The organism is Pseudomonas sp. Teo4, from assembly GCF_034387475.1.
Lineage (GTDB): Bacteria > Pseudomonadota > Gammaproteobacteria > Pseudomonadales > Pseudomonadaceae > Aquipseudomonas.
On the sequence record NZ_JAXCIL010000001.1, the window covers coordinates 124320 to 146406 of the forward strand.

The following is a 22087-nucleotide window of genomic DNA, read 5'->3' on the forward strand; positions in this document are numbered from 1 at the left end:
ATCAAAAGAATGTTCCAGGCTGCGACCATTCGGTAATTTCTCTGACCGGCAAAGGGTACCATAGGGCCGCAGCTGGAGGAGCTCGGATTAGAAGTCACGACTGTTGGAGTGAATGGGCTGCTTGGGTTACCTATGGCGCTGTACCGATTATACAAAAAGATTCAGTCAACCTCTCCTGATATTGTTCAGACGTGGATGTACCATGCTGATTTGTTGGGTGGGGTGGCTGCACGTATTGCGGGTGTTCGGAATGTGATCTGGGGTATTAGGACTACGGATCTCGAACAGGGAGGGAAGAGATCAACGCGTCTGATTCGACAGATTTGTGCAAGGTTATCTAGATCGATACCAGCTCGTATCGTCTGTGCTGCTGAAGCCTCAAAGAAAGCTCATGCTGCGGTCGGTTACGACATAGAGAAGATGATCGTAGTGCCTAACGGCTTTGAGCTTTCTCGATTGAATGTGACCGAAGATCAGCGGCGTAGTATGCGGGAGGCATGTGGGCTTACTGATTTGCAACTAGTCATTGGTAGTTTGGGGCGTTTTAATGCGGTGAAGGACCAGGCCAACTTTGTCTCTGCCACTGCTTTGCTTGCAAAGAGCAATCAATCTCTGCGATTTCTAATGGTGGGGCGTGGACTTGATCGTGATAATGATGAACTCATGAATCAAATACGCAGAACGGGTTATGAGAACCGCTACCTGTTGATGGGGAGCGTCAAGATGTTGCGGTTTGCTTGGGAGCGATGGATATTTTCTGCCTTCATTCGCGAACAGAAGGGTTTCCAAACGTACTCGGTGAGGCGATGGCGGTTGGTGTCCCATGCGTTTCAACGGATGTTGGGGATGCGCGTTTACTCCTTGATGAGACGGGTTTTCTAGTTCCTCCTAATGATGCAGTAGCATTATCGATTGGTCTACAAAATATGATCAATCTTCCAGCGAGCGAGCGCTATTCACTAGGAATTAAGGCTAGATCTAGGGTGATTGAGCGGTACTCAATGGAGAGGGCATCAGCTCGCTTTACTGCGCTGTACGATACGTTAGTGAAAGAATCTTAAGAAGCTTTTTTATTGTAAATATAATTATGACAGGATTAGCATGAAGTCAGTTTTATTGATTGTGGTTAATGATCCTGCTTTTTTTATGTCTCACCGCTTGCCTGTTGCGACCGCGGCCCAAGACGAAGGATATGAGGTTCACATCGCCACTCAATCAGGTGCGTCGGTGGCGGACATTCGCGGCAGGGGGTTTTATCACCATGAGTTACCTTTATCCCGAAGTGGAAAAAACCCATTCAGAGAGTTGAAGTCAGTTATTTCTCTGTGGCGTTTGTGTTGGCGGATTCGACCTAGCGTACTTCACTTGGTAACTATCAAGCCTGTGCTTTATGGCGGGATCGCTGCTCGTTTGGCCCCGGTGAAGGGCGTACTCGCAGCAATCTCTGGTCTTGGTTTTGTGTTTATGGCGAACGGGACTAAAGCGGCCGCTCTTCGTCGGGTTATTTCAATTCTGTATAGGCTCGCACTGGGCAAGAAGAATCTGAGGGTGGTGTTTCAGAATCCTGATGATAAAAAAGCGCTTGAAGTGATTGGTGCGGTCACCGAAGAAAAGAGTGTCATCATTCGGGGTTCTGGCGTCAACCTTAATGATTATCAAGCCTATCCTGAACCCGTCGGTGTACCTGTTGTGACACTTGCGGCGCGCTTGTTGCGGGATAAAGGCGTAATTGAGTTTGTCGAAGCCGCACGCTATTTAAAGCTACAAGGTCTAATTGCAAACTTCCAGTTGGTTGGCGATCCTGACCCTGGCAATCCAACCAGTATCGACGCAGATCAGTTGGAGGCCTGGACTCGGGAGGGTGTGGTGCAGTGTCTGGGTTATCAATCCGACATGGCTTCAGTCTTCCGTCATTCACATATTGTTGTATTGCCATCATACCGAGAGGGTCTACCAAAGGTTCTGGTCGAGGCCGCAGCCTGTGGACGAGCGGTAGTCACGACCGATGTACCAGGTTGTAGAGATGCGGTCGAACCGGGAGTTTCCGGTCTTCTGGTACCGGTGCGAAATGTGCCCTCCTGGCGGATGCCATCAGACGATTGGTCGATGAGCCTCAACTGCGAGTGGAGATGGGCAGAGCAGGCAGGGCTTTGGCAGAGCGTGCCTTCGCGATCGAAGGTATCGTCGCTCAGCATCTTGAGATTTATCGCACTTTGGAGAGCGACGTTTAATGCCTCGCAGAATACTAGTGACGGGTGCCACGGGATTCGTGGGCACTCATGTTGTACGGCGTCTGCAGCAGGAACCTGGCGTTCAGGTGATCGCAGGGGTGCGTAAATTGAATGCAGTTCTGCCTCCTCATGTAGAGGCTTTACTCATGGGCGAGTTGGCTGAGGATGACAATCAGCCATCACTCGATGGTATTCAAACGATTGTTCATTGCGCTGCCCGGGTTCATATTATGAACGACGCCTCGGCACACCCTATAAATGAATTTCGCAAAGTCAATGTTCAAGACACGCTGAAGCTCGCTCGAAGAGCAGCTGCCGCGGGCGTAAAACGGTTCGTGTTTCTCAGCTCGATCAAGGTAAATGGTGAAGGCACTGATGGTCGCGGGCCGTACACTGCGGACGAAACCCCCATGCCTGTCGATCCTTATGGGGTGTCCAAGCTTGAAGCTGAGCAAGCTCTACTAGCGTTGGCTGTAGAAACAGGGATGGAGGTGAGCATCATCCGTCCAGTACTTGTCTACGGACCAGGTGTAAAAGCAAATTTTAGAGCGATGATGCGGTGGTTGCATAAAGGTGTACCGCTACCGCTAGGAGCGATCCGCAACAAGCGCAGCCTGGTGGCGTTGGATAATCTGGTCGATCTGATAAGCGTGTGCATCAATCACCCACGTGCGGTGAATCAGGTATTTTTGGTTAGCGACGGTGTCGACCTATCCACGCCGCAACTTATGGGTAGAATGGCCGCTGCGCTCGGGCGTAACGCCATATTGATTCCTATCCCTACGCTGCTGTTAAGGGCGGGAGCGAGGATGCTCGGGCGAGCAGCAGTGGCAGATCGACTTTGTGGATCGTTACAAGTCGATATTACAAAAACCAAAGAGCTGCTTGACTGGACACCGCCGGTGGCAGTCGATCAAGCCTTGCGCCAAACGGCCAATCACTATCTGGAACATTTGAAAGCATGATCGCTTGGACCATTCTGCCTTTAGTCGTTGTTCTTAGTTGGTTAATGACAGGAGCATTGCGGCGCTATGCCTTGGCTCGCAGCATTATCGATGTGCCCAATGCTCGAAGCTCTCACACGATACCGACCCCACGAGGTGGTGGTGTTGCGATTGTCGTGGTTTTTTTGCTCGCGATTCCATTCCTTTCTGGCTTCGACCTGCTTCAGTCGGACGCTGCCTTTGCGCTCGTGGGGGCGGGGCTAGGTATCGCGTTGCTGGGCTTTCTAGATGATCATGGGCATGTCGCTGCGCGATGGCGGTTGCTAGGTCATTTTCTTAGCGCAGCTTGGGTGCTGTACTGGTTGGGTGGACTCCCGGCAGTGATGGTGTTCGGCCATGCGGTCGACGTCGGCTGGTGGGGCCATGCGTTCGCACTCTTTTATCTGGTTTGGCTGCTGAATTTGTACAATTTTATGGACGGCATCGATGGCCTAGCGAGTATCGAGGCGATCAGTGTTTGTTTAGGTGGAGCGCTGCTGTATAGCCTGCTCAACCAGCAAGCGCTTGCAGTGCTCCCAATTTCTTTGGCATGTGCCGTATTAGGTTTCCTAATCTGGAACTTCCCGCCTGCAAAAATTTTCATGGGCGATGCGGGCAGTGGTTTTCTGGGGATTACCTTGGGTGTTTTTTCGCTCCAAGCGGCCTGGATCTCGCCAAGTCTTTTCTACGGCTGGCTGATCTTGTTGGGGGTATTTATCGTCGATGCCACAGCTACCTTGTTGCGGCGTTTACTGCGTGGCGAGAAGGTCTATGAGGCCCACCGTAGCCACGCTTATCAGTATGCTTCTCGTCAGTACGCTCGTCACCTGCCGGTCACATTGGGTGTACTGTTCATCAATGTGCTTTGGTTGCTGCCATTGGCGTGCGTTGTAACCTTGGGGCTACTGGACGGCGCCTTGGGCCTGATAATCGCATACGTGCCTTTGGTGCTTTTAGCTCTAAAATATCGCGCGGGGCAAGCTGAGATCCGCTGATCTGCTTCAACCCTTGAAGATGGCGCAGATGAACAATTATCGAGTCAGTGGATGGGGAACAGGAATTGAGGGTTTATGGATAGTTTGAGAAAGCGAATGGTCGCGCTACCGCGTCGCTACAAGCGCGCTTTGCAGGTTGTCATAGATGTACTGCTCGTGTGGCTTGCGCTGTGGCTGGCATTCGTCGTCCGTCTTGGTTATGAGGAGATGAGCAATCCGCTCGTTGGCCATCTGTGGCTGTTCGCATCTGCGTCAGCGGTTGCGATTCCGATTTTTATCCGATTTGGCATGTACCGGGCCGTCATGCGCTATTTCGGTACTGATGCGTTAATCGCGATTTTCAAGGCGGTAACCCTTTCGGCCCTCATTCTTGCCCTGGTTGTTTACTGGTATAGCAACCACAAGACGGTGGTTCCGCGGTCCATCATCTTCAATTACTGGTGGCTTAGCCTAGTGATGATCGGTGGTCTGCGTTTGCTCATGCGCCAGTATTTCCTGGGTGATTGGTACGCCGCTAAACAGCATGTTCCCTTCACCAGTCGAGACAACGGGCTGCCAAGAGTGGCCATTTACGGTGCGGGCGCTGCTGGAAACCAGCTGTTGGCAGCACTTCGCATGGGTAGAGTTTTGCGGCCGGTTGCATTTATCGACGACGATGAATCGCTCGTCGATCGCGCCATCTCTGGTTTACAGGTATTCAGCGGTAAAAATATCCAGCGCATGGTCGATCTCACCGGGGCTGAGGAGATCTTGCTGGCGATTCCTTCTGCCTCCCGGGCTCGACGTAGGGAAGTGTTGGGCGCACTTGAGCTCTTCCCGCTGCACGTTCGTAGTGTTCCGAGCGTGATGGATCTAGCCAGCGGACGGGTAAAAGTCGACGACATTCAGGAGGTCGACATTGCGGACTTGCTAGGGCGCGACGCGGTCCCTGCGCAGAGTGATCTGCTTGCGCACTGCATAACCGGTCAAGTCGTTATGGTGACGGGAGCGGGGGGGTCAATAGGTTCGGAACTTTGCAGGCAGATACTGTTGCTCAAGCCCAAAACCTTGCTGCTGTTCGAGCACAGTGAGTTCAATCTTTACAGTATTCACAGTGAACTGGAGCAGAGGATCAATCGCGAGTCTCTGTCTGTGCGTTTAGTGCCGTTCCTGGGCTCTGTTCGCAATCAGAAGCACCTGCTCGATACCATGACAATGTGGCGGGTCGATACCGTCTACCATGCTGCTGCTTACAAGCACGTGCCGATGGTTGAACATAATATTGCCGAAGGCGTTCTCAATAACGTTATTGGCACGTTGAATACGGCCCAAGCCGCGTTGCAGGCTAATGTGGCAAATTTCGTTTTGATATCTACCGATAAAGCTGTTCGTCCTACCAACGTAATGGGCAGTACCAAGCGTCTGGCGGAAATGGTTCTGCAAGCGCTGAGCAAAGAGGTCGCGCCTGTATTGTTTGGGGACTCAGCAAATGTTGCCAGGGTCAATAAGACACGTTTCACTATGGTGCGCTTTGGCAATGTCCTGGGTTCCTCTGGCTCAGTAATTCCTTTGTTCCACAAACAGATAAAAGCGGGTGGGCCGCTTACTGTTACACATCCGAAGATCACCCGTTACTTCATGACGATTCCCGAGGCAGCTCAGCTGGTAATCCAGGCGGGTCCATGGGGCTGGGTGGTGACGTCTTTGTGTTGGATATGGGGAGCCCGTCAAGATCGCAGCGTTGGCCGAAAAGATGATTCATCTTTCTGGGCTTAGTGTTAGATCGGAGAAAAACCCCTATGGTGATATTTCAATTGAGTTCAGTGGGTTGCGGCCGGGCGAGAAGCTCTATGAAGAGCTTTTGATCGGAGATAATGTCGCACCAACACAGCACCCGATGATCATGACTGCGAGTGAGGATTTTGTGACTTGGGATACGCTTAAGGAGCACCTATCATCCTTGACGGCAGCAATTGTAGATGAAGACTTTGTACGCGTTCGCCAGTTATTGAGAGAGCTTGTAAGCGGCTATTCGCCGGAGGGTGAAATCGTCGATTGGGTTTACCAGCAGCGTCGGATTGACCTATAGAAAAAGCCATTGCACTCTCGATGGAAAATTTATACGCAGCTGCACGGTTTGTTGATAGATACGAAACTAGTGGGTCGAGCACGGATACTTGGATATCTAGCTCGACCAGCACCATCAGACCATCGTAGATGGGCTTGGAGTGGAGATAGGGTTTTCGACTTTGGCGGCGGGTCGCATTGTGGCTGGCAAGCTCCTCAGAGAATCGGGAGCACAGCATCGGGAATCCGGTAAGCGCTTTGAATGTGAGGTTCGTGGAGCGCCTATGGTTGCTGGGCAGCTTGTTTGGGGCTTCCTTAAAAGCGTGATATACGCTTTCAAATCTGCAGAGGTCTTTGTAAACTTTCATTTACATTGGTTTCGCCTGTCCACTATTAGGTTGGTGCATCCAACAGCTTTTCAGATTATCGAGGATGAATCATGATTTTTGTTACAGGCGGTGCGGGGTTCATTGGCTCCAATTTCGTGCTCCAATGGTGCACTAGCAGCGACGAACCCGTTCTGAATCTCGACGCGCTGACCTACGCTGGCAACCTGGCCAACCTGCAGTCGCTGGAAGGCGACCATCGCCACCATTTCATCCAAGGCAACATCTGCGATGCAACGCTTCTGGCTCAGTTATTCGCCGAGCACCGTCCTCGCGCGGTAGTTCATTTCGCCGCCGAATCTCATGTAGACCGCTCCATCACCGGCCCCGAAGCCTTCGTTGAAACCAACGTGGTGGGTACATTCCGACTCCTGGAGGCTGCTCGGAGCCACTGGAACAGCTTGGGGGGCGCAGAGAAGCAAGCGTTCCGCTTCTTGCATGTTTCCACTGACGAGGTATACGGCACTCTGAGCCCTACCGACCCGGCGTTCACCGAGACCACACCCTACGCCCCCAACAGCCCTTACTCGGCAAGCAAGGCCGCCAGCGACCACCTGGTGCGTTCCTACTTCCATACTTACGGCATGCCGGTGCTCACCACCAATTGCTCGAACAACTACGGCCCGTACCACTTCCCGGAAAAGCTGATTCCCCTGATGATCGTCAACGCCCTGGCCGGCAAGGCGTTGCCGGTCTATGGCGATGGTCAGCAGATCCGCGATTGGCTGTTCGTCGAGGACCACTGTTCGGGCATCCGCCGCGTGCTTGAAGCCGGAACCTGTGGCGAGACATACAACATTGGTGGCTGGAACGAAAAGGCCAATATTGACATCGTGCACACCCTCTGCACCCTGCTGGATGAACTGGCCCCTCCAACGACACGTAGCGTGATCAATCAGTCCACCGGCGAGCCAGTCGCGCACTATGCTCAACTGATCACTTACGTAGCGGATCGTCCAGGCCACGACCGCCGTTATGCAATCGACGCTCGTAAGATCGAGCGTGAGCTCTGCTGGAAGCCTGCCGAAACCTTCGAGTCTGGTATTCGTAAAACGGTAACCTGGTACTTGGCTAACCAGGAGTGGGTCAAGGGGTCATGGATGGCAGTTACCGTGACTGGGTCGCGCAACAATACGGGGCTGGCAAGGCTTGAAAATTCTCCTGCTGGGCAAGAACGGGCAAGTAGGCTGGGAGCTACAGCGTGCGCTTGCGCCCTGGGCGAGGTAATCGCGCTTGACCGCTGCGGTGATGCTGGCTTATGCGGTGATCTCAGTGACCTGGGGGGCTTGGCGGCGACTGTACGCTCGGTCGCTCCGGACGTGATCGTCAACGCAGCAGCCTACACAGCAGTAGACAAGGCCGAAAGTGAGCCGGCGCTGGCGGCACTGGTCAATGCCGAAGCGCCTGGCGTGCTGGCCGTGAAGCAGCAAGGCTGGGAGCCTGGCTCATCCATTACTCCACCGACTACGTATTCGATGGCAGTGGCCAGGCTAAATGGTTGGAGGATGCCCCGACCGGGCCATTGTCCGTCTACGGTCGCACCAAGCTTGACGGTGAATTGGCAATTCAAGCCAGTGGTGCTTCCGCCGTGGTGTTGCGCACCAGTTGGGTATATGCTGCGCGCGGTCATAATTTCGCCAAGACCATGCTGCGCCTAGCGGCCGAGCGCGATACGTTGAACGTGGTGGCGGACCAATTTGGCGCTCCGACCGGTGCGGACCTGATCGCCGATGTCACTGCGCATATACTGCGGCAGGTGTTCAGCAGGCAGGAAACGGGTAGTTTGGCTGGTACGTACCATCTAGCTGCCGCTGGTGAAACCACCTGGCACGCTTATGCCCAGTTCGTATTGGAGCATGCCAGCCGCAATGGCGTTGACCTCAAGGTTTCCGCAGAGCGGGTCGGCGCGATTAATACCGATGCTTATCCCGTTCCGGCGCCACGTCCGCGCAACTCCCGGCTGGCATTGGCTAAACTCGAAGAAACCTTCAACCTCAAGATGCCGCTTTGGCAACAAGGCGTGCAACGCATGCTGGACGAAATTCAGCACTAGGAATTCTTATGGCACGTAAAGGACTCATTCTGGCTGGTGGTTCGGGCACGCGTCTGCACCCTGCGACTTTGTCTGTATCGAAGCAGTTGTTGCCGGTGTACGACAAACCGATGATCTACTATCCGCTCAGCACACTGTTGCTGGCCGGAATTCGAGACATCCTGATTATTTCGACACCGCAGGACACCCCGCGTTTTGAACAACTGCTGGGTGATGGAAGCCGGTGGGGTATCAACCTCTCCTACGCGGTACAGCCAAGCCCGGATGGGCTGGCGCAGGCTTTCACGATCGGTGCTGAGTTTATTGGAAACTCTCCGTCCGCATTGGTGCTGGGTGACAATATTTTTCATGGACATGACTTCCAGTCGTTGCTCATGAATGCGCACCAGCGAGAGGAAGGGGCATCCGTATTCGCGTATCACGTCCAAGACCCAGAGCGTTATGGGGTGGCGGAGTTTGACGAGCACGGACGGGTGTTGTCGATCGAGGAAAAACCCAAGCTACCCAAGTCTAGCTATGCAGTCACAGGCCTTTATTTTTACGACAACCAAGTGGTCGAGTTGGCCCGACAGTTGAAGCCGTCTGCACGTGGTGAGCTGGAGATCACTGATCTTAACAACTTGTACCTCCAGCAGCAGCAACTGCACGTCCAGATCATGGGACGCGGTTATGCATGGCTGGATACTGGTACTCACGACAGTCTACTTGATGCTAGCCAATACATTGCCACTATGGAGCGGCGTCAGGGGCTTAAAGTCGCATGCCCGGAAGAAATCTGCTACCGCGCTGGCTGGATCAATGCTGAACAGCTTGAAAATCTTGCGCAGCCGCTGCTGAAAAACGGTTATGGGCAGTATTTGAAGAACTTGCTGAAGTGAAGGTGTTTTGATGCACGCTATTCCACTGGCCATCCCTGAAGTTGTCCTGTTTACTCCTAGAGTATTCGGCGATGAGCGTGGCTTTTTCTATGAAAGTTTCAATGCGCGTGTCTTCAACGAAGCTACTGGTCTCCAGCCAGACTTTGTTCAGGACAACCATTCAAAATCAGTGAAGGGTGTGCTGCGGGGTTTACACTATCAGTTGCCTCCTCATGCACAAGGAAAGCTGGTGCGTGTGGTGCAGGGCGAGGTGTTTGATGTGGCTGTGGACATCCGCTGTAGCTCACCTACCTTCGGGAAATGGGTGGGTACCGTATTGTCTGCGCAAAATAACCAACAGTTGTGGATTCCGCCAGGTTTCGCCCACGGCTTTGTGACACTGAGTGAGACGGCAGAGTTTCTCTACAAGACAACAGATTTTTACTCGGTTCAGAGTGAGCGCTGTATTGCTTGGGATGATCCGGATATTGCTATTGATTGGCCGATAGATTTTGTGCCCTCGCTGTCTGTCAAGGATCAAGTTGGTAAGGCGCTGGTAGACGCTGACTTATTTGAGTGAGGGGTCTTCGGGATCCCTTAGATATCGAGGCTACCCCGAGAGGCCGCTGTGCGGCTAATCACGGTGTCTCTTCGCGTTGATTATGCCAGCTCCAGCCAGTTTTATTGGCTCGCTGGCGTAACTTCATTTTTGATGACGTGTGAGAGCCAATCCTGTGGCTTGGTAAGGTAGATATCCGTCTTTTGTAGGAAGTTGTACCGCAATATATGGTGACGTTTAATTCAGTCACAATTCGCTCGGCGTATTTGCTGGTGAGATTGAGCATAAGTCGCTAGGTTGAGGGGGCAGCCAAGGAAACTGCTGCATACCCCTAACTCAAAGGAGTGATCAATCATGCGTAATACTGTCCTCAACTACCTGCTACTGCCATTGTTTGCGGGTTTGTCCTTTTCTCTGAGCGCAGCACCGGCCGATGTCAGAGCGGTAAAAGAGCCAGTGCCACTGGTGAGCCAAACGGACGCGCAGTCTGGCCTGCTGGACTTGAACAAAGCCGATGCGGTTACGTTGCAGAAAGAACTTAACGGAATCGGCAAAGCCAAGGCTGAAGCCATTGTTGCTTATCGGGAGGTCAACGGGCCGTTCACGTCGGTAGATGAGTTGCTGGAGATCAAAGGGATTGGTAACGCCTTGCTGGAGCGTAATCGGAGCAAGCTGATGGTTGAGTAAGCCGGAGGGAATACCGGATTCTTGTTAATGCTGTTCTCTCAAAGCAGGTTTTACCGGTGTCAGGGCTGCTTTGCAGCCCATCGCTGGCAAGCCGGTTACTTTCATCTCGACTGCTGCACGCATCGACGTTCCAGGTGTGGAATCGATTTTTGCCCTATTTAGAAGCTCCTGCCGTAGAGGTTCCAATTACAGCAAGTCCGCCCTAATAGAGTCGACGACTGAGCAGTACCCAGATTCCCGGCAGCCGGTAGGAGGTGCTCCGAAGCTACCCAGTCTCAACCACATCGACTCACTAAAGGACCCAACGGATCCTAGCAACGCCTAGGGTGCGCTATTGCAAGACAATGCACTGCCCGAATGACGGCATTCCCTGTAGAATTTCGCGCTATCTTGGCGGGCGCCGTAGCGCACGTCACCTATTTGGATTGGTATCAGTGAGCCAGACGGATAAAAGTCGCGACATACGTGCGTTCAGACATGACATTAACGGCCTAAGAGCTTGGGCTGTTGTCGCTGTAATTCTCTACCACTTCGGAGTTTCAGGTTTCACGGGGGGTTCGTCGGTGTCGATATATTTTTCGTGATATCTGGTTTTGATGACCTCTATCATCATTACAGGGCTCGAAGATCACAATTTTTCTCTAATAAGATTCTACCTTGCTCGAGCTAAAAGGATTCTGCCCGCGCTGTTAGCCTTGTGCGCAACTCTATTGATTTTCGGGTGGTTTTTTCTATCACAAAATGAATACAAGACCTTAGCGCATCACGTCATATCTGCGTTAACTTTCAGCTCAAATGCAACGTTCTGGGGGAATCAGGTTACTTTGATGTGTCTTCTTACGACAAATGGTTGCTGCATACGTGGTCACTTTCTGTCGAGTGGCAGTTCTACCTAATTCTACCTTTGACCTTGATGGTAGTTTGGAGGCTTAAGCCCGGCCGCCTGAGTGCACTCGTTGTGTTGCTTGCGGTGAGCATCGCTTCGTTGTTTGCGTCTATAATACTATCTTCCACCTACCCTTCCGCAGCATTCTATTTATTACCAATTCGCGCTTGGGAAATGCTGTTCGGTGGCCTGCTATTCCTGATTTCAATGCGACTTCCCAACTTTGGCGCTGCAACCAAATACCTTGCGCTTCTTGGCTTCACTCTCATCGCCTTTTCGATCGCTTTCATCTCTCCTAGCACTGTCTGGCCCGGTTGGTATGCACTTGTTCCAGTGTTAGGGACGTCCTTTGTAATTGCAGCTGCAAATCAGGCCTCTCCACTAGTTAACCTCAAGGCCCTTCAGTGGATTGGGGATCGCTCCTACTCTCTATACCTTTGGCATTGGCCAATAGCCGCTGCGCTCGTTTACCTCGAGCTTCGTCAGGATATAGGGGCCACCATCGCAGGTTTGCTAATTACTCTTATGCTTGGCCATGTCTCTTACAGAGAAATAGAGTTGAAGTCCAAAAATATTTTGGAGGTTGGCTCGGCAAAAAAAACTTACTTAATTATCGTGGCAGCTATTGCCCTCATCTTGGCCCCAAGCCAGCTAGTAAAGATTTATGACGGTGTGCCAAGCCGACCAGTCGCCATCAATAGTAGCCGAATTTTTCAGGATAGTTCTTTAAGAAATCCGAGGCTTAGAGAGTGCTTTGTGAATGCTAGCAAAAATAAAATTATAAACTCCCAATGCACATACGGGGGTAATGAGCTAGGTGCAATTGTAATCGGCGATAGCCATGCAGCATCTATCGTCCGTGCAGTGGAACGCTCACTCCCCAGCAAAAATTTGAATGTCTTGGACTGGGAGCTACATAGTTGTGCAACAATCCTTGGCCTAAAGCTTGTTGCCGACCCTAAAAATACGTGCAGCGAGTTCTTGGATCTGGCTGTAGAAAAACAAAAGTCCCTACCAGCCAACGTGCCAATTATAATTGTTAATCGTTGGTCGACCTATCTGTTCGGTCCAAATGAGCCAGATCGCCAGGCTGAAGTGTCAATTCCCACGTTTTATATTGATAAACCATACCCTCCAAAAGCACCTGAGTTACTCGCCCAGATGCGTGAGGGACTAATTTCTACAGCATGCGAATTTGCTAAAACAAGACCCGTGTACTTGGTTCGGCCGTTCCCTGAGCTTAAAATAAGCGTGCCTAAAACCATGGCGAGAAGGGCCTTCATTCCTGGCAGCAACAGACGAGTGTTCATCAGCATGGAAGAGTACATGCAAAGGAATCAGTTCGTATGGGAGGCGCAAGATGCTGCAAGCAAAAAATGCGGGGCTAGAATTTTAAACCCGCTGCCTTATCTCTGCAGCGATGGGAAGTGTTACGGAGATCACAATGGTACACCGATCTATGTCGATGACGATCACCTGAATGAGCACGGGGGAGATGCTTTGATCCCTATGTTCTCTGATGCCTTCCATTCACAGGATTCGCAACAGATGGGCACAAGTCACCATGTGAATGCGGCAGCACAATGAAGTCATTTTAATCAGAGGCCTTTCCATCCGTACGCATTACGGTGCGCATCAGGTACCACTTAGGGCGCACCAGCATCTCATGCGTGCTTGATCAACGCCTTATCTTCCTTGACCTCCCCTCAGAAAGGAGTGCTCGTCCACGGTATCCGATCCATGATTCTCTGGGACTAAAGAATCTAGAGATGCCACGGTAAGCCGTTGGTCAAGTGTTGAGTAGTTAGGGGCATGGATCGCACTTGGCGTACCCGTCAACCCTTCACCTATCCTGCGCATCCTTGGCATCCGCCTCGGCATTGCGCTCATGCACTTTCTTCAACTGCTCCTCGGTCAAAGGCAGCTTCTTCGCAGTATCTCGCAGCAACATCAACCCGCCGACAATCGAGCCGAGGGCTATGATGAGTATCAGCCAGGCATACCAGGGCATCTGTCGTTCTCCTGTAATCATCAAATGCAATCACTTGTATAAATTTTGAGCGATTGCCGTCTCCGTTGGTTCAATTATAGGAGTTGCCCTCCGTTGGGCCAATTCTGCTGCCCCATGGCCACCAAAGCCTGTGCCACATCGTTTACAATGCGCGCCGTTTTCGAATTGCCAAGAGACCCAGACCATGTCCGCCTGCCAGACGCCCCTGATCGTTGCCCTGGATTTCCCTACCCGCGAGGCCGCCCTGAAGCTGGCTGACCAACTCGACCCTGCCCTGTGCCGAGTGAAGGTTGGCAAAGAGCTGTTCACCAGCAGTGCCTCGGGCATCGTCGAGACCCTGTGCGCCAAGGGCTTCGAAGTGTTCCTCGACCTTAAATTCCACGATATCCCCAACACCACGGCCATGGCGGTGAAGGCGGCGGCTGAGATGGGCGTGTGGATGGTAAACGTGCATTGCTCCGGTGGCCTGCGCATGATGTCGGCTTGCCGTGAAGAACTGGCCAAGCGCAGCGGCCCGCAGCCACTGCTGATTGGCGTGACCGTGCTCACTAGCATGGAACGCGACGACCTGGCCGGCATCGGTCTGGATGTCGACCCGCAAGAGCAAGTACTGCGCCTGGCAGCTCTGGCCGAGAAGGCCGGCATGGATGGCCTGGTTTGCTCGGCACTTGAAGCACCGGCGCTGAAGGCGGCACACCCTTCGCTGCAACTGGTCACCCCGGGCATTCGCCCGGCGGGTAGCGCCCAGGACGACCAGCGTCGCATCCTGACCCCACGCCAGGCGCTCGATGCAGGTTCGGATTACCTGGTTATCGGGCGTCCGATCAGCCAAGCCGCAAATCCAGCCGAGGCGCTGGCTGCAGTGGTTGCAGAAATTCGCTGCTGAGCCGAGAACAAGAGCTGCAATGCAGCTCTTGCTTCAGAAAAGGGCGATTTATATAAGCTGTAGCATTTTTATAATTAAATTCGCATAGGACATGTGATGAAGAACCCTTTTTGCCAGAGGAAGCTAGATGTCAATTGATGTTTCGGTAGAGTCTCCGGTTCGGCGCCTTGGGAGTTTGATCAATAGCTACTTGCTGCCTCTTGGCTGGTTTGTCTTCCTCACAGGGATGTTCTGGGTGGGGACCGCGCGCATTTTCACAAGCTGTTCTACATCTTTCTTGCTGTTCCCACGCTTGGGGTTCTGATCGCACAGCGCAAGCTGCTCAAACCTCTGGTCTGTAGCCCGCTGTTCCTGGCTTTCCTGCTCTTCAGCGCCTATACCCTTTTGAGTATTGCCTGGTCCGACACGGAAAACTCCACCGGTAGCTTGGTCAAGCGACCGCTGTACATCGCAATGTTGTTGTTCGCTGCCGGTATTATCAGCCTGCGTTCACCTGGGCAGTTGGAGCAATGCACTCGCCTTGCTGCAATTTTTGCCGCACTGGCTGCGGGTATATCGCTGGCTTACTTCCTGTATCGCACTCCATACTTCCCGGGTCGACGCTTGCTGGGCTATGGCGCGCTGTACAACCCATTACTCACTGCACATGTGTTCGGCGCTTTTGCTGCATTCTGGCTGGCATCCTGGTTCCAGGCTCGCAGTGCTTTCAGCCCATTGCCGCTGGTTTGTCTTGCCATCCTGGGGGGCGCGCTGCTCGCAACCGGGTCCCGGACGCCTTTGATAGGCTTAGCGGCCGCCTTGGGCTGGTTACTAGTCGTGGGTGATCGCAAGCGTGGGATGCTTGCCATTTCGGTGGTTGTGCTTGCCTTGGTGAGCCTTGTGCTGATGTATCCCGAAGCTATCACGCAGCGAGGGGTATCATTCCGTCCTGCTATCTGGATGGATGCCTTGCGCCAAATCAGTGAGCATCCATGGCTGGGTCATGGTTTCGACTCGCCCATGACCGTAATTCTTCCAGGCTTAAAGCCACTCGCTGACCCTCACAACATCGAGCTGGGCGTACTGTATGCAGGCGGAATCGTAGGATTGGTGTTGTGGATGGCGCTCTATGGCCTGGCGATGTATTTCAGCTGGGTCTACCGCAAGCACCCAGCAGTTACCCTGGCGGCAACTTGGCTGATCTTCGGATTCGCCTCGGGCCTGACAGAAGGCAGTGCCTTCATGTCACGCCCTAAGGAGCACTGGTTCCTTATCTGGATTCCGATGGCGCTGGTCTATGGCCAATCGCTGATCCACTGGAAGCGCCAGCGGTCTGCTTAGGAACAGACCAGTCGCCACATACCGCGTAAGGTTTTTCTGTTCCAGTACCTGACCGGGATTTCCGAAAGGATTTCCCGGCTCAGCGCCTTGTCGCGGTTGGCGTACTTCAACACCATGGAATTGCGGAATTTCATGCAGACCCGCTCATAATCCGGGTGATCCCGGAACACGGCATAGGTTTTCAGCACGTTGTCGACCATGAAACGGCCATTCTTGAAGGTGTTGCTCGGGTGGTCGCGGTATTGCGCCAGCACCTCGCCCAGCACGTCGATGAAGTAACCGGAACGTGCAATCGCCAGTTCGATGTATACGTCCTCGAGCCGGATACTGTCGTGGAACCCTCCCACTTTGTCCAGCGCTTCGCGCCGTAGCATCAAGGTGGCTGCCATCGGCCCTGGTTTGCGGTCCAGGAACAGATCGTCGAAGTTCAGGCGGCGGAAGGGCAGGTTGCGGTTGCGCTGCTCACGAGCACCCATTACCCGGCCATTCTGGTCGATCGTTTCAATATTGGCTGAGCAAATGCCGACCTCAGGTTTGCCCTGCATGTACGCCACCTGGGTAGCGATACGGTGGGGCATCATGATGTCGTCAGAACCGAACGGGACAATCAGTGATCCCTTGGCGCGTGCGATGGCATCATTCAGTGTGCGCGCCAGGCCCTGGTTTTCTTGAAAGCGCAGGTCGAAACCATGTATTTCTTGAAGCCGTTTCAGAATAGCCGGGCTTTCGTCTTTCGATCCGTCATCAATAATCAAAAGCTCTATATTTTTATAAGTTTGGTTTAGAACACTGTTGACACTTTCTTCAATATAGCGCGCGTGGTTGTAGGACGCGATGATGACTGTCACCAGAGGTGTATCAGTAGCATCGTGACATTGGGCGTGCATAATTAAGCCTCTAACCTTGACTCTCTACTGCATTCATGGTGTGCAGCTTGCGTGTAACGTCGTCATCGATCAACCGGCAGGGTCAGCGAGTGACATTTCGAGGCTAGGTTACGCTAAGGCTCCGGGCTTGATACCGCGCTGCAGTCCCTGCACTGGCTGCGGGGCGGGGGTAATGGAGGGGTACGAAACGGAACGCGGAAAAGGAGGGGCGAGCTTCTATGGCCGGTTAGCAGGTGGCTGCCAAGGTGCAGCGTCGAGATTTCTATGGATGGGGCGGGAATTGTTCTCTTTTTTTAAGTTTGTTGTTGTGTGATGACTTCGTAACAATCTTTAACATGTTGAGCGGGCTGCTTAGCTGCGGCCCGTATGATTTTTGAGTTGACTTGCAACGTAAGGGTGGAATGGGGCACTAGCTGGCTGTAGATTTTTGATGTGTTTTGCCTCTTGTTTAATTGGCTGTTTTTTCCTTTCTTTCGCTATTATCCGAATGCTTCGTTCGACTGATTAAAGGCAACAACCTCAGCGCAGGAGGCTTAAGGGCCTGGATGGTAGCTGATAAACGTTTTGTGTATAGTTCACCCTGCACGTTTCAGGTGGAGGCAAGGTGGACGAAGTCAGCGTCAGAGGAGCGACCCAGCGGAGCTCAATCACAGGTTTTGAGGCATGTCATAACATTGCCCAAGGGCCTGTATTCATCATAGCCTCCGGCGCTTCTGCCAAGGACTTTCCGCTCCAGCGCTTTGCCAATGTTCCGATGATCACGCTCAACGGCGCGATTTCTATGTTCGATGGTAGCGGTATTAACCCCTACTTCTATGTGTGTACAGATACCAGCTTCCAATACGAGCAACCTGACTTGTATGCCAGCGCATTGCTGCTTAGCCAGCGTCTGGCAATTTGGCCAGATGAGATCGAGTTGATAGAGACGCGCACCGACGCTGCGATTTACCCGCTGAGAAAGGCCAACCGCTCAACGCTCTACGAGTCGGCATTCAATCCAGAGCACGAATTGGTCCGCAGCCGTGCATTCTGGAGCTCTCGCTCTCGTACACTGGGTTTCAGCAAGGACCTCTCAGCCGGATTCTTCGATGCCCGTACCGTTGCCTATGCGGCATTGCAAATTGCCTATCACCTGGGCTTCACGCAGGTATTCCTGGTGGGGGTAGACCTCAACCAGAATGCGGGCCGCTACTACGAAACAGAAGGGCGTGCTGTTTCGCCGTGTGGCCTGGATGATCACTTTGAAAGCCGGATCTTGCCTTCGTTGAAGCTGATGGCTGATCGTGTGATAGGGGAGCGCTTTGCTGTGTACAACCTGTCACAAACGTCGAGAATCCCGGACTCGGTGATTCCCAAGATTTCCGTCGACCAGGCCGAAGCCATTATCTTATCCGGCGTTTGACGTTTCAGTGACGTCAGTTGTTCGCACATCGAGGTTTATCGTTGTGACTGTGTATTTCTTGGGTTGGAAAGCCCGCTACGACAAAATCATGATCGAGCGCCTTGGCCAGTCCCATGCTGCGCGCATGCTTGAGGTGCCTTCCTATTCGCGCAGGGTCGTACGCCTTTCTCGCACGCTGGGTCGGCTCATCGGGCGGCCTCTGTCGCTGAACTGGTTGGGTAGGCGGGTAAGCGCGAGTAATGGTGCCACGTCCAGCGATGTGTTGATCTGCAGCGAGGCTCAACTCAAGCGTGGTCGGCATATGCACCTTGTGAGCGGTTTTCCCGGGAAGCGCATTCTGTTGGTGCGAGACCTGGTAGATGCCTCTTTTGTAGAGCAGATGCGCCCATTGTTCTCCCATATCTACAGCTATGACCCCGTGCAGTGTGAGCGCCTGGGGATGGAATACCTGGAGCAGTTCTTCCCGTTCAACGTCGAAGACGCCCGGCCAAAGCCCGATAGTGTGGATTCAGCGTCAGACACGTTGCGGTGTTTCTTCCTTGGACGTGACAAGGGGCGAGCGCAACGCTTGGAAGCCCTGGCGGCAGAACTGGTAATGTTGGGATGCAATGTCGATTTCTGCATCGTCAAGGACGATACCAGCCAGGTGGTTGGGACTTATCACGTCGACGAAGTCTTGTCTTACGAGGCCAACCTGACGAGGGCAATGGGTAGCGATGTTCTGGTTGAGATCAACCAGCCAGGCCAGACGGGGCTGACACTTCGCCCCTTGGAGGCGGCGTTTTTCGACAAGAAACTGATCACTGACAACAAGCGTGTCAGAGACACTGATTTCTACCACCCGGACCGTTTCTATGTATTGGGTGACGAAACGCGCGGGTTGCAGCAGTTTCTCGCCAGCAAGGCACCTTCGGTCGCACCTGAGACACTGCGCAAGCACAGCCCGGCCGGGTTGATGGACAGGTTGCTGGAAATCTCGGTTTGAAACGCTATACGGAAGCCTGGTTATCGGCCTCCGTGTAGCCATTGGGTCAAGGCAGGCGGTTCTCACGCACCTGGGCAACTACACCTTCAACACCAACTTCCCAAAATTCTCCCCACTAAACAGCTTCAACAACGTCTCCGGAAACGTCTCCAACCCTTCCACCACATCCTCCTTGCTCTTCACCTGCCCACTGGCCAGCCACCCGGCAATCTCCTGCGCCGCCTTGCCATACTCCTTGGCATGGTCCATCACCACGAACCCTTCCATACGCGCCCGGTTCACCAGCAGCGCCAGGTAATTGGCCGGCCCTTTCACCGCTTCCTTGTTGTTGTACTGGCTGATGGCACCGCAAATCACGATGCGTGCCTTGAAGTTGATGCGGGTCAGCACCGCATCGAGGATCTCGCCGCCTACGTTGTCGAAGTACACGTCCACGCCTTTCGGGCATTCGCGCTTCAGGCCGGCGAGCACGTCTTCGGCTTTGTAGTCGATCACGCCGTCGAAGCCCAGTTCGTCCTTCAGGTACTGGCACTTCTGTGCACCACCGGCGATGCCGACTACATGGCAGCCTTTGATCTTGGCGATCTGCCCGACGATGCTGCCCACCGCGCCTGCGGCACCGGAGATCACCACCGTGTCACCAGCCTTGGGCTGGCCAACGTCGAGCAGGGCGAAGTAGGCGGTCATGCCAGTCATGCCCAGGGCTGAGAGGTAACGGGGTAGGGGCGCGAGACGTGGGTCGATCTTGTGCAGGCCCTGGGGTTCGCCGGTGAAATAGTCCTGCACGCCAAGGGCACCGCTGACGTGATCGCCCGCTTTGTAATCGGGGTGGCGGGAAGCGACCACTTCGCCCACGCCCAGGGCGCGCATTACCTGGCCCAGGGCCACGGGTGGGATGTAAGACTTGCCTTCGTTCATCCAGCCGCGCATGGCCGGGTCCAGCGACAGGTACAGGTTGCGCACCTGAATCTGGCCTTCGGCAGGCTCGGCGGCGGGCACTGTCTCGAAGGTGAAGTCGTCGCGGCGCACGGCGCCCACCGGGCGTTTGGCAAGCAGGAAGCGGCGGTTGGTCTGGGTCATGACAGGTCCTTGTGGCAGGGTGGATAGCTCAATTTACCTTGCTGATGCAGGCGGGTCCGTAACATCACTGACAAGCATGGTAGCCCAACCGCTGCCTTGATGATGCTGCCCAGCCAAATGGCGGTCTGGCTAGACTCTGCCTCGATATCGGCTGTGGCCTTATCGCCGGAACTGACAACCCAAGGAGCGAGCAATGAGCATGACCTTTTCCGGCCAGGTAGCCCTGGTCACCGGTGGCGCGGCGGGCATCGGCCGGGCGACGGCGCTGGCCTTTGCCCGAGAGGGCCTCAAGGTGGTGGTGGCCGACCTGGACGAGGCAGGCGGCGAAGTGACGGCCATGCGAATTCGCGAAGCGGGTGGCGAAGCGCTGTTCGTGCCCTGTGACGTGACTCAGGAAGCGCAGGTGCGCCAACTGCACGAAAAGGCCATCGAGGCCTACGGGCGGCTGGATTACGCCTACAACAATGCCGGCATCGAGATCGAGCAGGGGCGCTTGGCCGAGGGCAGCGAGGCGGAGTTCGACGCCATCATGGGCGTCAACGTCAAGGGTGTGTGGCTGTGCATGAAGTACCAGCTGCCGTTGCTGTTGGCGCAAGGCGGTGGTGCGATCGTCAACACTGCGTCGGTGGCCGGCTTGGGGCGGCGCCGAAGATGAGCATCTACAGCGCGTCCAAGCATGCGGTGATTGGCCTGACCAAGTCGGCCGCCATCGAGTATGCGAAGAAGGGCATTCGGGTGAATGCCGTGTGCCCGGCGGTCATCGACACCGACATGTTCCGCCGCGCCTACGAGGCCGACCCGCGCAAGGCCGAGTTCGCCGCGGCGATGCACCCGGTGGGGCGCATCGGCAGGGTCGAGGAAATCGCCAGCGCGGTGCTTTACCTGTGCAGCGATGGGGCGGCATTCACCACCGGGCATTCATTGCTGGTGGATGGTGGTGCGTTGGCCATATGAATCGACTGATCAACGGCATCAGAGGGTGCCGTTGGTGAAAATCTCCCGCCGCTCCAGACGCCCAATATTTTCGTGCTTGGCCACGGCGTACACCCGCTCGACGGCGCTACGGTCAACAGTTGGGAAGTACTGCGCCAGCGCCTGGGCAACCAGGGCGTCATAGTCTGCTTCGGTAATGTAGCGGTAGATTTCCCGGTAGTAGAAAAAGCCGAACTGAAAGCCCAGAGTCTCGGCAAGGTGAGCCGTTGGTACGAAGAAGCTGTTCTCCAGGTCGATGGCCTGGGCTTCACCTTGTGTGGGGAGCATGACGTTGGCCGCCCACAGGTCCATGTGGGTGATGCCTTGAGCGTGCAGGGCGTGAAGCAGTTCGAAGGTCGCCAGAATGACATTGCCGACAGTCTCAGGTGCCTCCCGCACTTTACTGAGGCCATCCACATGCCCGGTCAGCAAGCGGGTGATCAGGAAGAAATCCTGGATGAGCCCAAGCTTCGAGCGGCTGTAGCCGTAGCCGATCAGCTCGGGCACGCGTGCCCGCGTCGTGCCGCTTCGCGGGTGTTGATCAACTCTTCCACTGCCCAGTCATACATGCCGTTGCGTTTGGGGTTGCCGCGTTGAACGCGCCACTTCTTCTTCAGCGAGTCGAGCTGTTCGCGCTTGGTGAATAGCGCGCTGACGTTGCAGTCCAGCGGTGCGCTGACTCGCTTGGCAGAGGGGGCTGCTCGATTAGTTGGGCGAACGCTTGGTGCGTATGCGGCGGGAGTGGCCTTTGGAAGCGCAGCGTGGTGCGGCAATGCTTGAACACATGGGGAAATTCACTCTGCCAACTGTAGGTATTGCCAACCACACTGCGTCCTTGCGATATCAAAGAGCCACTAATCA

At 54.2% G+C, this 22087-nt stretch carries 16 protein-coding genes and 6 pseudogenes; 17 read left to right on the plus strand and 5 right to left on the minus strand.

Annotated elements, in window-relative coordinates; all coding sequences use genetic code 11:
* Positions 1–108: 108 nt before the first annotated feature.
* The 12 genes and pseudogenes from PspTeo4_RS00725 to PspTeo4_RS00780 all read left to right on the plus strand — a co-directional run.
* Positions 109–396: pseudogene (locus PspTeo4_RS00725) on the plus strand (glycosyl transferase); the annotation flags it as partial.
* A 350-nt stretch (positions 397–746) separates the two neighbouring features.
* Entirely contained in the window at positions 747–1061 is a 315-nt protein-coding gene (locus tag PspTeo4_RS00730; protein ID WP_322361916.1) for a glycosyltransferase, read from the plus strand.
* A gap of 40 nt (positions 1062–1101) precedes the next feature.
* Positions 1102–2337, plus strand: coding sequence for a glycosyltransferase family 4 protein (locus PspTeo4_RS00735; RefSeq protein ID WP_322361917.1), 1236 nt, complete (start codon positions 1102–1104; stop codon positions 2335–2337).
* Positions 2231–3196: an SDR family oxidoreductase gene (locus tag PspTeo4_RS00740; RefSeq protein WP_322361918.1), complete on the plus strand. Its 966-nt coding sequence runs from the start codon at positions 2231–2233 to the stop codon at positions 3194–3196. Before PspTeo4_RS00735 ends, PspTeo4_RS00740 begins: the two co-directional genes overlap by 107 nt.
* Positions 3193–4209 (plus strand): glycosyltransferase family 4 protein, encoded by a 1017-nt coding sequence (locus PspTeo4_RS00745; protein ID WP_322361919.1) that lies wholly within the window; start codon positions 3193–3195, stop codon positions 4207–4209. The genes PspTeo4_RS00740 and PspTeo4_RS00745 overlap by 4 nt, the downstream gene beginning before the upstream one ends.
* Before the next feature lie 75 nt (positions 4210–4284).
* Positions 4285–6277, plus strand: a pseudogene (locus tag PspTeo4_RS00750) (polysaccharide biosynthesis protein).
* Positions 6278–6694: 417 nt separating this feature from the next.
* Positions 6695–7794, plus strand: a pseudogene (gene rfbB / locus PspTeo4_RS00755) (dTDP-glucose 4,6-dehydratase).
* A pseudogene (gene rfbD / locus PspTeo4_RS00760) lies at positions 7791–8694 on the plus strand (dTDP-4-dehydrorhamnose reductase). The pseudogenes rfbB and rfbD overlap by 4 nt, the downstream one beginning before the upstream one ends.
* 8 nt (positions 8695–8702) lie before the next feature.
* A complete protein-coding gene (gene rfbA, locus PspTeo4_RS00765; protein WP_322361920.1) occupies positions 8703–9572 on the plus strand; it encodes a glucose-1-phosphate thymidylyltransferase RfbA in 870 nt (289 codons plus the stop codon).
* Between the two features lie 10 nt (positions 9573–9582).
* On the plus strand, positions 9583–10131 hold the full coding sequence (gene rfbC, locus PspTeo4_RS00770) for a dTDP-4-dehydrorhamnose 3,5-epimerase (RefSeq protein WP_322361922.1): 549 nt from the start codon (positions 9583–9585) through the stop codon (positions 10129–10131).
* Positions 10132–10464: 333 nt separating this feature from the next.
* The gene (locus PspTeo4_RS00775) at positions 10465–10797 is read left to right on the plus strand and encodes a ComEA family DNA-binding protein (protein ID WP_322361923.1); all 333 of its coding nucleotides are present in this window, start codon (positions 10465–10467) and stop codon (positions 10795–10797) included.
* 829 nt (positions 10798–11626) lie between these two features.
* Positions 11627–13270: an acyltransferase family protein gene (locus tag PspTeo4_RS00780; protein WP_322361924.1), complete on the plus strand. Its 1644-nt coding sequence runs from the start codon at positions 11627–11629 to the stop codon at positions 13268–13270.
* A gap of 256 nt (positions 13271–13526) precedes the next feature.
* On the opposite strand, the gene PspTeo4_RS00785 is transcribed toward PspTeo4_RS00780, so the two are convergent.
* Positions 13527–13694, minus strand: coding sequence for a DUF2897 family protein (locus PspTeo4_RS00785; RefSeq protein ID WP_182942558.1), 168 nt, complete (start codon positions 13692–13694; stop codon positions 13527–13529).
* Between the two features lie 184 nt (positions 13695–13878).
* Between PspTeo4_RS00785 and pyrF the strand changes: the two genes are divergently transcribed.
* Both pyrF and PspTeo4_RS00795 read left to right on the plus strand, forming a co-directional pair.
* Entirely contained in the window at positions 13879–14580 is a 702-nt protein-coding gene (gene pyrF, locus PspTeo4_RS00790) for an orotidine-5'-phosphate decarboxylase (protein WP_322361925.1), read from the plus strand.
* Between the two features lie 127 nt (positions 14581–14707).
* A pseudogene (locus PspTeo4_RS00795) lies at positions 14708–15900 on the plus strand (O-antigen ligase family protein).
* On the opposite strand, the gene PspTeo4_RS00800 reads toward PspTeo4_RS00795, so the two are convergent.
* Positions 15897–16787: a glycosyltransferase family 2 protein gene (locus tag PspTeo4_RS00800; protein WP_322361926.1), complete on the minus strand. Its 891-nt coding sequence runs from the start codon at positions 16785–16787 to the stop codon at positions 15897–15899. The pseudogene PspTeo4_RS00795 and the gene PspTeo4_RS00800 sit on opposite strands and share 4 nt — an antisense overlap.
* Positions 16788–17391: 604 nt before the next feature.
* Between PspTeo4_RS00800 and PspTeo4_RS00805 the strand changes: the two genes are divergently transcribed.
* Both PspTeo4_RS00805 and PspTeo4_RS00810 read left to right on the plus strand, forming a co-directional pair.
* On the plus strand, positions 17392–18189 hold the full coding sequence (locus tag PspTeo4_RS00805; protein ID WP_322361927.1) for a lipopolysaccharide biosynthesis protein: 798 nt from the start codon (positions 17392–17394) through the stop codon (positions 18187–18189).
* 88 nt (positions 18190–18277) lie between these two features.
* Positions 18278–19174 carry a hypothetical protein gene (locus PspTeo4_RS00810; RefSeq protein WP_322361928.1) on the plus strand — a complete coding sequence of 299 codons (897 nt, stop codon included), beginning with the start codon at positions 18278–18280 and terminating at the stop codon, positions 19172–19174.
* A gap of 78 nt (positions 19175–19252) precedes the next feature.
* On the opposite strand, the gene PspTeo4_RS00815 is transcribed toward PspTeo4_RS00810, so the two are convergent.
* A complete protein-coding gene (locus PspTeo4_RS00815; RefSeq protein WP_322361929.1) occupies positions 19253–20254 on the minus strand; it encodes an NADP-dependent oxidoreductase in 1002 nt (333 codons plus the stop codon).
* Positions 20255–20447: 193 nt separating this feature from the next.
* Between PspTeo4_RS00815 and PspTeo4_RS00820 the strand changes: the two are divergent.
* A pseudogene (locus tag PspTeo4_RS00820) lies at positions 20448–21208 on the plus strand (SDR family oxidoreductase).
* Positions 21209–21226: 18 nt separating this feature from the next.
* On the opposite strand, the gene PspTeo4_RS00825 reads toward PspTeo4_RS00820, so the two are convergent.
* Positions 21227–21733, minus strand: coding sequence for a lipopolysaccharide kinase InaA family protein (locus PspTeo4_RS00825; RefSeq protein ID WP_322361930.1), 507 nt, complete (start codon positions 21731–21733; stop codon positions 21227–21229).
* Positions 21721–21999 (minus strand): hypothetical protein, encoded by a 279-nt coding sequence (locus PspTeo4_RS00830; RefSeq protein WP_322361931.1) that lies wholly within the window; start codon positions 21997–21999, stop codon positions 21721–21723. Before PspTeo4_RS00830 ends, PspTeo4_RS00825 begins: the two co-directional genes overlap by 13 nt.
* Positions 22000–22087: the final 88 nt, after the last annotated feature.